Origin of the sequence: Faecalicatena orotica, from assembly GCF_905197545.1 — a bacterium.
Classification (GTDB): Bacteria; Bacillota; Clostridia; order Lachnospirales; family Lachnospiraceae; genus Faecalicatena_A; species Faecalicatena_A orotica.
Genome location: NZ_CAJJZH010000002.1, coordinates 407,548 through 423,027 on the forward strand (window position 1 = coordinate 407,548; position 15,480 = coordinate 423,027).

Annotated in this window: 16 protein-coding genes; 10 read left to right on the plus strand and 6 right to left on the minus strand. The window is 40.7% G+C overall.

Going from position 1 to position 15,480, the window contains the following annotated elements; all coding sequences use genetic code 11:
* Positions 1 to 70: 70 nt before the first annotated feature.
* From ABIN22_RS05440 to ABIN22_RS05460, 5 genes are all read left to right on the plus strand, one after another.
* A complete protein-coding gene (locus ABIN22_RS05440) occupies positions 71 to 778 on the plus strand; it encodes an ABC transporter ATP-binding protein (protein ID WP_118620981.1) in 708 nt (235 codons plus the stop codon).
* A complete protein-coding gene (locus ABIN22_RS05445) occupies positions 775 to 1,491 on the plus strand; it encodes a hypothetical protein (RefSeq protein ID WP_346907164.1) in 717 nt (238 codons plus the stop codon). The genes ABIN22_RS05440 and ABIN22_RS05445 overlap by 4 nt, the downstream gene beginning before the upstream one ends.
* On the plus strand, positions 1,492 to 2,757 hold the full coding sequence (locus ABIN22_RS05450) for an MFS transporter (protein WP_346907166.1): 1,266 nt from the start codon (positions 1,492 to 1,494) through the stop codon (positions 2,755 to 2,757). It abuts the gene before it with no gap.
* Between the two features lie 89 nt (positions 2,758 to 2,846).
* The gene (locus ABIN22_RS05455; RefSeq protein WP_346907168.1) at positions 2,847 to 3,500 is read left to right on the plus strand and encodes an endonuclease III domain-containing protein; all 654 of its coding nucleotides are present in this window, start codon (positions 2,847 to 2,849) and stop codon (positions 3,498 to 3,500) included.
* A gap of 5 nt (positions 3,501 to 3,505) precedes the next feature.
* Positions 3,506 to 4,378 carry a DNA-3-methyladenine glycosylase family protein gene (locus tag ABIN22_RS05460; RefSeq protein WP_346907170.1) on the plus strand — a complete coding sequence of 291 codons (873 nt, stop codon included), beginning with the start codon at positions 3,506 to 3,508 and terminating at the stop codon, positions 4,376 to 4,378.
* Between the two features lie 2 nt (positions 4,379 to 4,380).
* On the opposite strand, the gene ABIN22_RS05465 is transcribed toward ABIN22_RS05460, so the two are convergent.
* From ABIN22_RS05465 to ABIN22_RS05475, 3 genes are read right to left on the minus strand one after another with little or no spacing between them, the layout of a single operon-like run.
* A complete protein-coding gene (locus ABIN22_RS05465) occupies positions 4,381 to 4,881 on the minus strand; it encodes a hypothetical protein (protein ID WP_346907172.1) in 501 nt (166 codons plus the stop codon).
* 20 nt (positions 4,882 to 4,901) lie between these two features.
* Positions 4,902 to 5,342, minus strand: coding sequence for a hypothetical protein (locus tag ABIN22_RS05470; RefSeq protein WP_346907173.1), 441 nt, complete (start codon positions 5,340 to 5,342; stop codon positions 4,902 to 4,904).
* Positions 5,343 to 5,789 carry a LytTR family DNA-binding domain-containing protein gene (locus ABIN22_RS05475; protein WP_346907175.1) on the minus strand — a complete coding sequence of 149 codons (447 nt, stop codon included), beginning with the start codon at positions 5,787 to 5,789 and terminating at the stop codon, positions 5,343 to 5,345. It lies immediately after the preceding gene.
* 279 nt (positions 5,790 to 6,068) lie between these two features.
* Between ABIN22_RS05475 and ABIN22_RS05480 the strand changes: the two genes are divergently transcribed.
* Positions 6,069 to 7,826, plus strand: coding sequence for a DUF2075 domain-containing protein (locus ABIN22_RS05480; protein ID WP_346907177.1), 1,758 nt, complete (start codon positions 6,069 to 6,071; stop codon positions 7,824 to 7,826).
* Between the two features lie 59 nt (positions 7,827 to 7,885).
* Here ABIN22_RS05480 and ABIN22_RS05485 read toward each other — a convergent pair whose 3' ends face one another.
* Positions 7,886 to 8,959, minus strand: coding sequence for a M24 family metallopeptidase (locus ABIN22_RS05485; RefSeq protein WP_109730084.1), 1,074 nt, complete (start codon positions 8,957 to 8,959; stop codon positions 7,886 to 7,888).
* 264 nt (positions 8,960 to 9,223) lie between these two features.
* Between ABIN22_RS05485 and ABIN22_RS05490 the strand changes: the two genes are divergently transcribed.
* From ABIN22_RS05490 to ABIN22_RS05505, 4 genes are all read left to right on the plus strand, one after another.
* Complete coding sequence (locus tag ABIN22_RS05490; RefSeq protein ID WP_346907180.1) at positions 9,224 to 9,685, plus strand: very short patch repair endonuclease; 462 nt, start codon at positions 9,224 to 9,226, stop codon at positions 9,683 to 9,685.
* Positions 9,686 to 9,827: 142 nt separating this feature from the next.
* Positions 9,828 to 10,346 (plus strand): helix-turn-helix domain-containing protein, encoded by a 519-nt coding sequence (locus ABIN22_RS05495; RefSeq protein WP_346907182.1) that lies wholly within the window; start codon positions 9,828 to 9,830, stop codon positions 10,344 to 10,346.
* On the plus strand, positions 10,343 to 11,593 hold the full coding sequence (locus ABIN22_RS05500; protein ID WP_346907184.1) for an MvaI/BcnI family restriction endonuclease: 1,251 nt from the start codon (positions 10,343 to 10,345) through the stop codon (positions 11,591 to 11,593). The genes ABIN22_RS05495 and ABIN22_RS05500 overlap by 4 nt, the downstream gene beginning before the upstream one ends.
* Positions 11,594 to 11,605: 12 nt before the next feature.
* Positions 11,606 to 12,553: a hypothetical protein gene (locus tag ABIN22_RS05505; protein WP_346907186.1), complete on the plus strand. Its 948-nt coding sequence runs from the start codon at positions 11,606 to 11,608 to the stop codon at positions 12,551 to 12,553.
* A gap of 42 nt (positions 12,554 to 12,595) precedes the next feature.
* Here ABIN22_RS05505 and ABIN22_RS05510 read toward each other — a convergent pair whose 3' ends face one another.
* Complete coding sequence (locus ABIN22_RS05510; RefSeq protein WP_346907187.1) at positions 12,596 to 14,578, minus strand: DNA cytosine methyltransferase; 1,983 nt, start codon at positions 14,576 to 14,578, stop codon at positions 12,596 to 12,598.
* 66 nt (positions 14,579 to 14,644) lie between these two features.
* Positions 14,645 to 14,860, minus strand: a complete 216-nt coding sequence (locus ABIN22_RS05515) for a helix-turn-helix domain-containing protein (RefSeq protein WP_109730088.1) — start codon at positions 14,858 to 14,860, stop codon at positions 14,645 to 14,647.
* Positions 14,861 to 15,480: the final 620 nt, after the last annotated feature.

Here is a 15,480-nt window from a genome sequence, read left to right on the forward strand (position 1 = left end):
ACGGTTTTTGCAGGCGGCACACTTTTTACCTAAATACATACCAACGGTCGGTATTAAAAAGGAGGCATATATGATAGAAGTAAAGAGAATTACAAAGCAATATGGAAACACCACTGTTCTGGAGGAGTGCTCACTGACAGTAGAAAAGGGAGAAATCTATGCGCTTGTGGGCGTGAACGGGGCAGGGAAGACAACGCTGCAAAAGCTGGCGGCAGGGTTTCTGGAGCCGACTTCGGGCCGTGTATATGTGCATGGGATGCCGGCGTGGGAGAATAAGGAAGAGATTCAGAGATATCTGGGCAGTCTGATTGAGGTACCGGTCTTTTATGAGCATTTGACGGCAGAGGAGAATTTAAACCTGCATCTGGAATACATGGGAGTGCAGGCAGATGTGGGGAAAATACTTGGGACAGTAGGCCTTGAGGGGATCAGTTCAAAGCCTGTATCTGCATTTTCCCTTGGAATGCGTCAGCGTCTGGCCATAGCGAGGGCCTTGCTGCATAGACCGGAAATATTAATACTCGACGAGCCGTTCAATGGTCTCGATCCGGTTGCCGCAGATGAGATGAAAAGGGTGCTGATGAAGTCCGCCGGGGACGGCATGACCATCCTGATATCCAGCCATATCTTAGGGGATATTGCACAGATGGCGGATACGGTGGGAATCATAGCAGGCGGGAAGATACAAAAGGAGTTCAGTATGAAGGAATACAGAGAGAAAGAAGCCGGAGAATTCGAGCGGGAAGTTCTGCAGATCATGAAAGGAGGAACAATATGAGATTATTTCATCTGGAATGGAAAAAGATAAATAAAAGGCCGTATCTGTATGCGGTACTGGGAATGGCGGCATTCAGCCTGTTTGTAGCAATGCTGTTTATGCTGATGCCAAAAGAGGAGATGGAACTCAGCCAGATAGACCCGGTCTGGGGGAACATAACTACGCTGGTATCCTGTGTGACGTTTGCTGAATTTGCAGTCTTCGGGGCGGTTCTCAATGCGAGGACAGTTCTGGAAGATTATATCGGGAAACAGGTTCTGTTGCTCTTTTCATATCCGATCAGGCGGGAAGAACTGATCCGGACCAAAATGGCAATCACATGGGGTCTTACGTCCGGAGGGGCATTTCTCACCAATCTGGCCGCGATGCTGGCAGCTGCAGTGGTATCCTTCATTTTCAGGCCTCTGGAGACCGGATTTGGGGTAAATGAGGCTCTGGCAGTGCTTCTGTACAGCGCCGGGATGGCGGTCATGGCGGGGAATATAGCCCTGATTTCCTTATGGTTTGGATTCTGGAAATCATCCGTTGTGACAGAAATTGTTTCTTCACTGATTATCATAATTCCGCTTGCAAATATGCTGTCGGCAAGCCTGTTTTCCTCAGGGTTACAGGGATATTTGTTCCTGCTTGCAGCCGTGGGGGTCACACTTGCGGTTAGTGCAGTGATTACGATGAAGATTATACACAGAGTCAAGAATATGGAGGTAAAATAGATGAACAGCAGGGAAAAGAGTGTAATGACGGCAGGACAGAGTACCGGGTTTACGAAAGATTTCTGGCTTGTGGTGGCAGGACAGATCATCTCCCTGTTTGGAAATGCGGTGATGCGGTTTGCACTGCCCATCCATCTTTTGAATGTTACAGGGTCGGCGGCTTTGCTTGGAATCGTATCCGGGTTTGCGTTCCTACCACTGGCAGTCATGTCGCCGGTCGGCGGAATCATTGCAGACAGGGTGAATAAGAGAAACATCATGGTATTTCTGGATTTCTTCACATCCGGACTGACGGTACTATTCCTCATATTGTATGGAAGAGTGAATCTGACAGGGCTCGTGCTGGTTATGCTTTTTATGCTTTATGGAATCAGCGGGGCGTATCAGCCGTCCGTGCAGGCGAGTATTCCTGCCCTGGTAGAAACGGATCGTGTCATGACTGCGAATGCGGTTATTAACATGATTTCTTCCCTTTCCGGCCTTCTTGGTCCGGCTTTGGGCGGGATTGCATACAGCCTGTGGGGAATCTACCCGATTCTTTATACAGCGGCATTGTGCTTTTTCGTATCGGCTGTCATGGAAATATTTATCCACATGCCACTTGTAAAAAGGGAGCGGAGCAAATCCATACTGCGTGAAACAGGCGAAGACCTGAAAGAAAGTCTTTCCTTTATAACAAAGAAAAAGCCGGAGATCGGCAGACTGACACTCTGCTGTGCGGGAGTAAACCTTGTTCTCTCTTCGCTGATGATCATCGGGCTTCCGGTTATCGTCCTGCAGCTACTGGATTTCAGTGAGAGTCAGGCATCAAGGTTGTATGGATTTATGCAGGGGATTCTGGCAGTCGGGGGGTTACTGGGCGGCATCGGTGCCGGTATTTTAGGAGAAAAACTGAAGATCAGCAAGAGCTGGAAGCTTCTGGCATCCTGCGGAATACTCATGCTGCCAATGGGAATCGTCCTGATGCTGGATTGTTCACCCTGGACGTCATATGCAGTCCTTGCCGCGGCCGGGCTGGTCATCATGGCCATTGCATCCATATACACAATACAGATCATGTCCTTCATCCAGATAACGGTACCGCAGGAAATGGTAGGAAAAGTCATTGCATGGGTAATTGCGGTTTCTACCTGTGCACAGCCGGTCGGACAGACGATCTACGGTCTGGTGTTCGAGCAGCTCGGAAAGGGAGCATGGGCAGTCTTCTATTCGGCGGTGGTACTGAGTATAATCATCGCATTCTATAATAAGAAAGTGGCAGAGTAAATATCGAATACCTGATATCGCTATAATTTCCAGTGGAGAGAAACGGCTTCTTAAGGTATAATGAATACAGAATCTGGAGGTAAAGCGATATGACAAAAGAAGAATTAGCATTAGAAGTAATAGAGAGACTGAGAAAAGAATACCCGGATGCAGGCTGCACCCTCGATTATGACCAGGCGTGGAAGCTGCTCGTGAGTGTGCGGCTTGCAGCACAGTGCACAGACGCCCGTGTGAATGTTGTGGTTGAGGACCTGTATGCCAGGTATCCGGATGTAGAATCACTGGCAGAAGCCGACGTGGACGATATTGAAAGGATTGTCAGGCCGTGCGGGCTGGGCAGGAGCAAGGCGAGGGATATCAGTGCCTGCATGAAAATGCTGAAAGATGAGTACGGCGGAAAGATTCCGCGGGATTTCAACGCACTGTTGAAACTGCCGGGAGTCGGACGAAAGAGTGCGAACCTGATCATGGGGGATGTGTTCGGGGAACCCGCAATCGTGACAGACACGCACTGCATCCGCCTGACGAACCGCATCGGCCTTGTAGAAGGGATCAAGGACCCGAAAAAGGTTGAGATGGAGCTGTGGAAAATCATTCCGCCCAAGGAGGGAAGTGATTTCTGCCATCGTCTTGTATATCACGGAAGAGATGTATGTACGGCAAGGACAAAACCATACTGTGAGAAATGCTGTCTGGCAGATATCTGTGCGAAGAATGGTGTGGAAGAGGAGGCAAAGAGCTGAGAAATATGGTGAAGGCAGAGCGATTTTACGAGGACTGTGTTTACGGGGACTGTGACAGAAGAAACGGACTATATGTAAAGCGTACATTTGAGAGTTTTGACATAGAACAGATCTGTAATTCCGGGCAGTGTTTCAGGATGACCCGGATAGAGGGCGGCACATATGAAGTCATAGCAGGGGACCGGTATCTGGAAGTTACCCAGAGTGGGAATGAGTGTATTTTCAGATGCACAGATTCTGAGTATGAGGATTTCTGGAAACATTATTTTGATCTGGAGACGGATTATGGGGAATATAAAAGCAGAATTAACCCGAAAGACCAATATCTTATGAATGCGGCTGAATTTGGCCGGGGGATACATATTCTGAATCAGGATTTGTGGGAGATGATCGTATCCTTTCTGATATCCCAGCAGAACAATATTGTTCGTATCCGGAGGTGCATCCAGAATATCAGTGAGAAGTACGGTGAGAAAAAGACCGCTGCGAATGGAAACGTTTACCATGCATTTCCAACGGGGGAGGCGCTGGCGGTCCTCGGGGAAGACGCACTCAAAGAATGCAATCTCGGATACAGAAGCAAATATGTAGTCAGGACCGCCCGCAGCATCGCAAACGGGGAGGTTTCTCTGGATGCTGTCAGGGCAATGCCCTATCAGGAAGCAAAAGAGGAACTTTTGAAACTCTTCGGTGTCGGAGTGAAGGTGGCCGACTGTATCTGCCTGTTCGCCCTCCACCAGCTGGAAGCATTTCCGGTCGACACCCATATCAATCAGGCCTTGAAAAAACATTACCCGAAGGGATTTCCGAAGCGGAGATACAAGGGCTGTGAGGGTGTGATGCAGCAATACATCTTCTATTACGAACTGCTGGCATAAGACTACTTGTATAACGATGCATCGTGGAAACGCTCTGCACCTGACTTTAAGAGGACTGACAGGAAGAATAACAAAGCGGCTGTCAGCATGATCAGGACACTCAGGGATGCAGCATCTGTGTTGCAACCGGAGAGATGAAATGCTTTCACAAAAACCTTTTCCGCCGCCGGCAGGACAAATGAGGCGGCCAGAACGGTTATGGAGATGCTTTTTAAAATTGCGGCGTTGGCTGCATGAAAAGGATCTCCATTTTGGGAAAGCGAGCCGCAGAGCTTCCTGAACCTGGCAAGCACGCCCAGAATAAAGCAGCCTGTTACTAAGGAGGCACATAACTGAAACAGCAGTTCTTCGGAAACAAAATGCAGGACAAAATGACTGGGGAAGAATTCATGCCAGCAGACGAGTAATGCGGCAAGAACCATCTCCAGAAATTGTATCCAGAAAAGTACGCGTGTTATTTTTGCAAGAGTGCTGCCTGTTTGTTTTAAACGTTTCTGGTTCATAAGGAATCCTCTCTTTCATTTTATGAATCGGCATTTCTAAACTGGTCTGCAAGCCTTAATTTTTCCGTCATTTTATCGGCCTGTGCCTTGGAAAGAAAATAATTAATGAGGTTCAGCAGTACAAAAATGATAAAGACAGAAAGCGCAACAGCAATGATCATAAATCGGTTCACCAGCGCTTTGACGGAATACGTGATAAAAAGCACGGTTGCTTCTATCAGGATAAACTGAATTGTCTTGCGTATCAGCAGGCTCCTGACGCTGAGTTCCTTTGAGGAATAAGTGACCAGAGACACCAGCGTACAGAAAAATGCGTAGACAAACGGCATAAAAAATGCGACAGGACTTAATGTATTCGGTATATGGGTAAATAGACCAACCACCCCGATCGCGATGGTGATGCCCGCCTGAATCATCAGAAATACCCAGACTATCTTTTTCAAAAACTCTTTCAATTCCATTTACAAATCCTCCATAATAGCTTTCTTAACCTGTTTCACATATTTCCGGGATATGATCACATCTTCCCCGTTCTTCATATGGGCGCAAAACCGTCCATTCAGGGCAGGCCGCATCGAGTCAATCTTCAGCAGGCATAAAACAAACGATTTCGAACAACGGATAAATTTGTATGGAATCATTTCCGTTTCTATTTCATACAGTCGTTTCTTGATCTCATAAACCTGATTTTGAGTATAAGCAAATACTTTTTCTCCTACGGCTTCAAAATATAAAATCTGGTCATAATAAACCATCTGCCGGACATTTCCGTCCGTGTATCCAGCCAGATACTCTCCCTTAGCAAGACAGTAATTTCTAATATCTTCAAATTCCGGTGTCAGAGCCACACATTCTATGGTAACCTGCTCCTCAGCCTTCGTTTTAACATTCCTTATCGTAACCCGCAAATAAAACCACCTCCTGAGATATATCATAGCAGATAGTGAGGAGGAATACGATGGGAATGAGATGAAATACATTTTTGGGGGATGAGATACGCACAGGGAGGAAAGAGTGCAGAAAATAAAAAACGATATGGAGAAAAGTATTCAGGAATGATAAAATATATACAATGGCTGTAAAAAAGCATCCTCACAGGGCCGTCCAGACAACATATTTCAAGTTACAATTAGAGAGAAAGGAAAAGTATGTGTTTAAACTTTTCTTAAACAGCATACATGGTAATTATGAATACAAAATTAAAACCCATTGTGCACAGAATAGAAGATAATATAATTGCTTTACAGGCGTTTCAGGACAAATTAGAGAATCAATCTTCTGAAAAGGAAAAGATGATACTCTTAGATTATCCTACGGTTTATATCCATAATTGGAAAAACAGTGACGATTACGAGGTATATATCGGGGAATCGGGGAATGTAATCCAGAGGACAAAGCAGCATTACGCCAAATCCGGAAATGTGTCAGAGTGGCAGAATCAGCTGACCAGAAAACCAGCCAGCCTGTATATTATCGGGCATGAACATTTTAACAAGTCCCTGACGCTGGACATCGAAAACAGGCTTATGCTTTATATGATGAGTACTGATCACGTTAAGAAAATACACAATAAAAACAGCAATCCCCAGAACCGGTATTATACAGACGATGAAATGAATGAAATCTTCCGGCTGATCTGGGAGAAGCTGAGGAAGACAGACTCAGCATTGTTTCCGAAAGAGAGTGCAATAAAGGATTCCGCATTATTTAAAGCATCCCCGTTACATAAGCTGACACAGGAGCAGGAAAATGTAAAAGAATTGATTATAGAAAAGGTCTTTACTGCCCTGAAAAATAAAGAAAGAGGCCAGCTCATTTTCATTGACGGTGAGGCGGGAACAGGGAAAACAGTTCTTAACAGCAGCACTTTCTACGAGATATATTTAAGGGCGGAGAATCTTAAAATAAATGACCTGCGATGCTGTTTAATGGTAAACCATGATGAACAGATTACAGTATATCAGCAGATAGCAGAAAAACTCGGTTTGAAAGATCGTTATGGCGAGGTGGTATGTAAACCAACGACCTTTATCAATCACCATTCAACGGACGAACCGATAGATGTAGCCTTTATCGATGAGGCACATTTATTACTGACACAGGGTAAACAATCATACCGGGGAGAAAATCAGCTTGAAGATATTATAAACCGGGCACGCGTTACGGTTGTTATGTTCGATGAAAATCAGATATTAACGACAGAGCAGTATTGGGAAGCGAAGACTTTAGAGTATTATAGAAAATTCGCCAAACATAAAGGCAATTATTTTGAATTGAAGAATCAGATGAGAATGGCTGCATCAAAAGAAACAATTGCATGGATAGACAATTTCACGAAAGCAAAAAAAGTGTCTGAGATTCCTGTTGACGAAACCGGATATGAAATACAAATCTTTGATCTTCCCGCAGAGCTGGAAGCTGCAATTAAGAAGAAGGCCAGAGAAGAGGATTGTGAGCTCTCCAGAATGATAGCTACTTATGACTGGGAATATAATCAAAAACCATCAAAAAGAAAACGGCTTCAAAAATACTGGGAGGTGCTGATCGGGGACTGGCATAAACCCTGGAACCGTGAACTGGAAAAAGAATTAGGAAGACGGGAAAAGAAGAAAATTAAAACACTTTCCTGGGCCGAACAGCCTCAGACAATTAATGAAGTAGGGTCCACTTTCACAATACAGGGATTTGACCTGAATTACGCAGGCGTTATTTTAGGCCCGTCTGTAAAATACCGGAACGGTGAAATTATTTTTGACCCGGATGAGAGTTTTAATATAAAAGCAACCCGGAACCGTACCTTATCGGACGGAACCCGGAAAAAGTTCGGAGAAGTCCTGATCCAGCATGAAGTCCGTGTTCTGATGACACGCGGGGTAAATGGACTGTATATCTATGCATGCGATGAGGAGTTGAGGAAAGCTTTGAAAGAGGCAGTGTCGCATTAAAAATGGAGAAGGGGGTTATGATATCTAGCTATCATAAACCCCTTCTGAATTTGTGGAAATTAACCAACGATTCGATATTTTTTATCTACTGCGTTCAGAAGTTCATGTCCATCTTCTGTTACAAGGACAAGGTCTTCGACACGAACGCCATATTTTCCTTCAATATAAATACCAGGTTCGATAGAGAAGATCATACCCGGTTCAGCTACATTCTTGTTGATAGGGCTTACATCGCCGTATTCATGGTCTTCCTGACCGATGAAGTGGCCGAGACGGATTCTCCAGTATTCGCTGTATCCGGCTTCGTCAATCAGATCTCTTGCCTGTGCATCAATATCACAGAAACGAACTCCCGGTTTAATCACTGCTTCAGCTTTCTCAACAGCGGTGCGGACAAGGTCATGGATTGCAGCCTGTTCCTCATCTACGCTCTTGCAGTAGAAAGTTCTTGTCATATCGGAGCAGTATCCTTCCCAGATACAGCCCATATCGATCAGGACACATTCTCCTGCTTTCAGTGTTCTCGTTTCGCTAGGTGTATGGTGCTGATCAGCAGCATTTGCGCCAAAGCATACGATCGTATCAAAACTTAATCCGCTTGCTCCTGCTTTCATATATTCAGCATCAATAAAGTCAGCAACTTCTTTCTCAGTCATGCCTTCTTTAATAAATGCAGCAGCCTTCTCCATAACACTGTCATTAATTACGGAAGCATGCTTCATAATCTCGATTTCTTTTTCATTTTTAACAGCACGAACATCATCAATGCAGTCAGAACCCCAGATAGTCTTTAATTCCGGGCAGCGCTCCTGAAGCGGAATTAAGAAACGTGCCGGCCATGTCTTGTCGATACCGAGTACACTCTTTGTATCAATGTGCTCCATCAAAACAGCAATCTGATCGTCCATATCACTGAACCATACCTCTTCAAATCCTGTATCGGATACATAATACAGATAGTTCAGGAATAATGTGTGATTGCCGCTGGATCTCAGCAGAAGTGCATACAGCCTTTCACCAGGGTTCACCATGATTCCTGTCAGAAAACGGATACTCAATGGGTCAGATACAAGTAACTGACTCAGGCCCTTTTTCTCCATTTTTTCTAATACGCGGTTGATTCTTTCATTCATTTTAGAATCTCCTTTCTCTATGTAAAAATTAATGTATATGCATTATATCACAATAGGAGAAAAAATTCATGAAAATGAATAAGAATGTTGAAAATTCATTAGGAATGTGAATTGTAAAATGAATTTGTGGGGGGATGTGAAAAAATGGGGAGAGAAAATTACATTCTTTTACTAGGTGATTGCCATAGATGAATATGTGAATTGATATTATAGTCAGGGGAGTGGTAGAATAATTATATATAATAGTACTGGAGGATAAGATTGGTGGATGTACTTACAAAGGAACAACGTCACAAAGCTATGTCCAACATTCATTCTAAGGATACATCAATTGAGATTAAACTTAGAAAAGCCTTGTGGCATAAGGGGTATCGTTACAGGAAGAATTATTCGAAACTGCCAGGAAAACCTGATATTGCATTAACAAAGTATAAGATTGCAATATTTTGTGATTCTGAATTTTTTCACGGTAAAGACTGGTATACGGTGTTACGTCCGAGGATTCGCAAGGGGAATAATGCAGAATTTTGGGAGAACAAAATCTTGCGCAATATGGAACGCGATGAGGAAAATAATAAAGAGTTATTGTTTATGGGGTGGACTGTTATACGGTTCTGGGGTGATGAAATTGTTAAAGATACTGCACGTTGTGTGACAGTTATAGAAGAATGCATCTTTGAACAGCTTGTTAACGACGCCTGCCTTACGCTCGATGATAGCGAATAAAATAATATAGATCTGATAAAAAGAACCCGAGATTTTATGTCTCGGGTTCTTTTCCTGTAAATATGATGGTTATAAGTAAATTTGAGAAGGGAATTTAACTGTATAATTACACCAAGATAGAAAAATAAGGGTGGTGAGAATAGTGTGGCAAGATGATAAGTTTAACGCCGATAAGGTATTGGTCATTTTTGGAAGCAACATAAGGAAAGCTCGAATAAAAAATAATTTGTCCTTAGTAGCTTTAGCTGAATTAGCTAATTATGATCGAACATGTTTATCCAAATTAGAAGATGGTAAACAAAATATAGAATTTATAACATCTGTTAAATTGGCAAAAGTTCTTAATGTTTCTTATCCAGCGTTATTTTCAAGAAACTTTATGGAACAGGATCCGAAATCTGGTGAGAATTTTTCAGGAGGATTTCAAGAAGATGATTATCTGCTGGTTTTTATTGAGAATTTTCAAAGATATTTACAAAAATTAGAGAAGTTGCAGATGTATGTATATTTTGAGACAGGTGTATCTGAATCAATGGTAAGCAGAATTGTAAATAGGAAAAATAGAAACCCCACTTTAAGAACTTTGTATGCTATGGCGTTTGCTGTTTATGGAGATATGTATAATTTATTTTCACGTATTTCGGAGGAGGAAAGACAATGATTTTTACACCTTATTCAGATGAGATCGAAGTGATAAACCTTATTCATAAATATCGAAATGAGGATTATGCATTGTTAAGAATGACTTTCACAATGATTGATAAAAATAATTTGGATGCAAATGGGATTTTGAGGGATTTACTCAGTTCCTGGGGGATAGTTCAATATGATCAGATGATGAATGGTGGTAAGTATGGAATATCTCATAGGGCTTTATTTGTTCAAAGAGGAAAAACAGAATGGGTAAATATGAAATTTTATCGTGTAGCAAATTCTCGTGGAGATCGTCGGTTTTCAATTGAAACTATTAGACGCAAAATGTACGAACGTGAAATTAATGAGGGGGACCTTTTATACATATCTGCCTTTAAAAAACAAGATGGGCAACCACAGATATATTTTATTAATCTTACTCACAATATTCCTATGGAGCAGGATATTTTAAATGCCATCGGGGCAGATGCTATTGCACAATTGTTTGAAGATATAAAGCCAACTCTTAGAGAAATTATTAGGGGAGGGTTTTATGATAACTCAAAAGGTTCTGGCGCAATTGCTCCTAAAGATGTCGGAGATACTCTGGAATCTCTTTTGGGAATAGGTACAAATAATCGAAGTAATGCTGATTATAATGGCTTGATTGAAATTAAGGCAAAAGGTAATGGGAGAACGTTGGATACATTATTCACGTTAAGACCTAGATTTGATGGAACTCGAGTTGCTGATATCGAACTGAATGATAGAAAGCGTGTTTCCGCATTTACAAGATTATATGGTTATGATTCCGAAACTCATTCAGGCTATAGTAGCCTTTATATCACAATAGGTTCCTTCGAAGCACCACAAAATAGCCAAGGGTTTTACCTTCACGTAAATGATGAAGAGAGGACGGTTAATTTGGTATGGGAAAATCCAGTAACCAGCAGGCGTGAGGTTGCAGCGTTTTGGACATTTGATGATTTAAAGGAACAGTTATATATTAAACACCCATCAACACTTTGGGTAAGAGCTGAAAGCCGTGTTGTTGGCGACATGGTTCAGTTTAAATATAATGAAATTGAGTTTTCACGAGCACCGCAATTTACGACATTTTTATCCTTGATAAAATCAGGGGTAATTACCTACGATTGGCGTGGATATACCACGAAGGAGGGGGGATACAGTGGTAAAAATCACGGTAATGCATGGAGAATCAAGCCTTATGCCAAGTCAGAGTTATTTGGTAAAATCGAGACTGTTGATTTGTAAATGGAGGATAATATGCAACAGAATATTATTGAATATTTAAGAGAACAATCAATTAGACAACTTTTTGCCACTAAAGGTTTTAAAAAGGCTTGGCGGACTTGGGCAACAGAAATTAAAAGGTTGGCTCCATTAAAAACGGCGTATCAATTATTCAATTTAGGGGATTCGTTAAGAGATATCTTTTATACCACAAATACATCAAAAGCCAGATCTCAGAGTGATGTATCGGGAGGGGGCGCAAATTGGGAGGCATTGGTATGTTGGTATTTGAATTTATGCTTAATAGGTCGAAGAACAGTAGTAATAAAGCATAATGTAAAGTTAATGCCCCCTTGTATTAATGATGCTATAACTGTAAATTATGGTAATTTTCCTTCAAATACAGAATCAGACCTAATAGCTATCACTTTCCCGGATAAATTGGATTACTTTTGTGACAAGGATAGCATTTCTATAAAAGATACGAATGGGGATGATATCCATAAATATAAGACTAATAGGTCTAAGTATAATATCCTTGAAATTTTAGATGCCTTATGTATTAGAGATTTTAATGATATAGAAATTCATATTATTCAATGTAAGACAAACTGGAATGATAATGCGCAGATCCCAATGCTTTGGGATGCTGTATATGCTGCAACAAACTTCAGGTCAGGGGTAAGTGTTGGATTAAATGGGTATTCTATAACTGATGTGAAACGTTTTACTTATTCATTTGTTACTGTGCCTACAGTGAAATTGGAGAAGATTAAAAAGACTTCATTGTGCGTTTTCAGGGTGATGTATCTTTCTGGAGGAAATTATTGGGGATTACCATCCGAAGCTGGAATAGCGAATTCGGTAAAGGAAATGCTGAATCGTAATTTAAAAACGGGGAGTAATGATAGCCATATAACTACGATTAAAGCGTTTATTCCAGAATTGGAGACTACATATAACTATTTTCAATTGATGTGAAAAAGAGGGGCAGCTAAAATTTGAACTGCCCCTTCTTACTTATTAATTTATATTCTTTAGAATTACTTCTGCAATTGCTCTTGCCATAAGGGGGGGGACGGCATTCCCTACCTGGGTGTACTGGGGGGTTTCAACTTTCCTACGATCTCCACCGGTAGTACGCTTTCCTTGAAATACAAAATCGTCATCAAAGGATTGGAGGCGTGCCATTTCCCTAACGGTCAAAGATCTATTTTCGGCATAATGACAATAATCATCGCCTAATGTCATTATGGTAGTACTTTGTTCATTGGCATGCAGACAATGATAATCTCGTTTATTTGTTTTCATTGATGGGTCATTTGGATATCTGGCCTTAGCCAGATCAAAATCTCCGCATTCCCTCATTAGTGAATAGCGGCGGCATACTTTTTCATTCTGGTTTGACATCTGGTGGTTTGCAAGTTCATATTCATGAAACTCATCTTCATGAACATCTGCCCAAAAGCTAGCACTAGTGTACGTTGGATTCTTTTTTAAAAAACGTTTTGGATTTAAACGTCCATCCCTTGACCAGTCAATATATGTTTTCATTGGTGCAGTACCATTAAGTTTTCCATTCACTTCCCTGAGTGGTTTATCAATTAATGAATTTTGATATACGTCTGGATCATACTCTGTTTGCATAGAACCATTCTGGATTCCCATGAGGTCATCTAGTGCTTCATTGACTGTTACTTTTTCCCCTTCAGCAACGGTAGCTGGAATATTTGTAATAAGTACTTGATCATTGCGGCAACCTATAAATATCACCCGGCGTCTATCTTGAGGTACACCATAATCGGAGGCAAGGAGGACTTGTTCTGATTTTATATTATAGAGTCGGATATTTGTTGATACAGCTTTTAATTTGTCTATATCCTTTTGTGCCAAATGTTTAGACAAGATAGAGTTTAATCGGTTAACTGTATTAGTAGCAAGCTCGTATAATATGTTTATTGCAAGTTTAACTTCGGTTATCACATTTTTAGCATTATCACTTTCAGCCTTATTAGATGCAACCTGACATCCATTAAAAAATATATTTAATAAGGTGTCGTCTTCCATGCTTTCCACGGCAGCATCAAAGTGGCTTTTTGAAGGTGAATCTGTAAGGTGGGCATCACTGATGGACTTTTTGAGAGCCATTTTCTGATTATACAGTTCACCTCTTTGTTTCATTAACGCTAGAGTTTCCCGGACAACATTTCGATCCGCCTCTGGAACCGATGGGCTGTTCCTAAAAGCATCCGTCCAAATATTAATCAGTTTATCTAAATATTTGTCTAGTAATTTGTGAGATATATTCTTTTTTTCTTTAAGAAGAGCACATTTTATAAAGGCCAATTCATCCTTATTAAAATCCCCATCATGTAATTTTTTTATAGAAGTAACGTAGCGGTCACTAACCTCAATTTCTTGTTGTTCCTTATCTAATGAGATTTTTAATTTTTCAATACAATACTTTGCTTCAACCTGTTCAAATCCTTTAAGATTATTGTATACTAATTCTTCAGATGTAGTAATATACCGGGCCAGTACAGATAGGTCAAGAATACTATTAATTTCATGAATAATACGTTCTTTTATCTTACCTTGATATTTGGTTAGTATACCATACACATTTTCCATAACGAAATATTTGGGCTTAAGCATTTTAATGACTTGCAGGTAATAGGAAAACAAATCGTCTTTTTTATCATTTGTTTTTCTGACTCCGGCTAGACTAAAAGATTGACAGGGGGGACCGCCGACAATAACATCAATATTTTGATTATTAATTTCTTCTTTCAATATTTCAAGAAAGTCGGAATCCGTGATATCTTTGGTTAAAAACTTAGTTTCTAGACCAAGTTGGTAATTATAACGCATACGATGCGTTACTTCACAAGTCGGATTTATATCGCTTGCAAGTAGGAAATCAAAGGTTTTTCCAGCAGCTTCAGCCTGTAAGAATCCCTCTGAAAATCCACCGGCACCAGCGAATAAGTCTATAAAAGTTGCCATATAATTTCTCCTTTGAGTATGATTAGATCGAAAGTTATAACATCGGGCAATTGAGGGAAAAGTATATTATTCAGTGTCGTCATTAATGATTTCTACAATATCGCAGATATCACAATTAAGAGAATTACATACTTTGACTAATGTTTCAGTACTAACATTTTCATTTTTCCCTAATTTGGTAATTGACGCAGAACTAATACCAGCAGCTTTTTGAAGATCTTTCTTCTTCATGTCCCGGTCAATTAAGAGTTTCCATAGTTTCTTATAGCAAATCTTTTTCATATATAAATTCCTTCATATCCCATATGATGATTCATCTACCATGATTGAAGATATAATCTTTCAGAAATTCGATGGGGATAAATCTATGTAATTAGTTAACTATGCCGGAGGACACCCTGTTTTATTATCATTCAACAACCAAGGTATACTGGAAGGTACATTTGAGTTACAAAGTAACATCTTATTCAGCAAGTATACCTGATCATTTCCATACACGCTATAATAGCATGTGATACAATAGAAAACAACATAAATCTTTAGATTCGCTAGAATAAAAGCGTGATAATGAATTTAATTAGCATATAGTCTTTGATTGATTTTTTTGCGGAAAAGCTATGTTAATGATCTTAAAGATTTGTTTACTGTGTTCCAATAAAGAGGGATATTTACATTAAGTTGAAAGGAGAGAGTGTATTTGTTTGGCTTTTAGGAAGGCGGTAATAGGTAATTATTTTAATGAGTAGATTAAACATTCGGGGGGATAAAACGGGGTATTCTGCACCAAAACTGTGCTAAGAATTCTGAAAAAATCATATAGAAAAAATTACTATGCTCGTATTGTATCACTTGGGGAAGTTGATAAACAAGTACTTTTTTATAAAATTTTAATAAACCAAAAA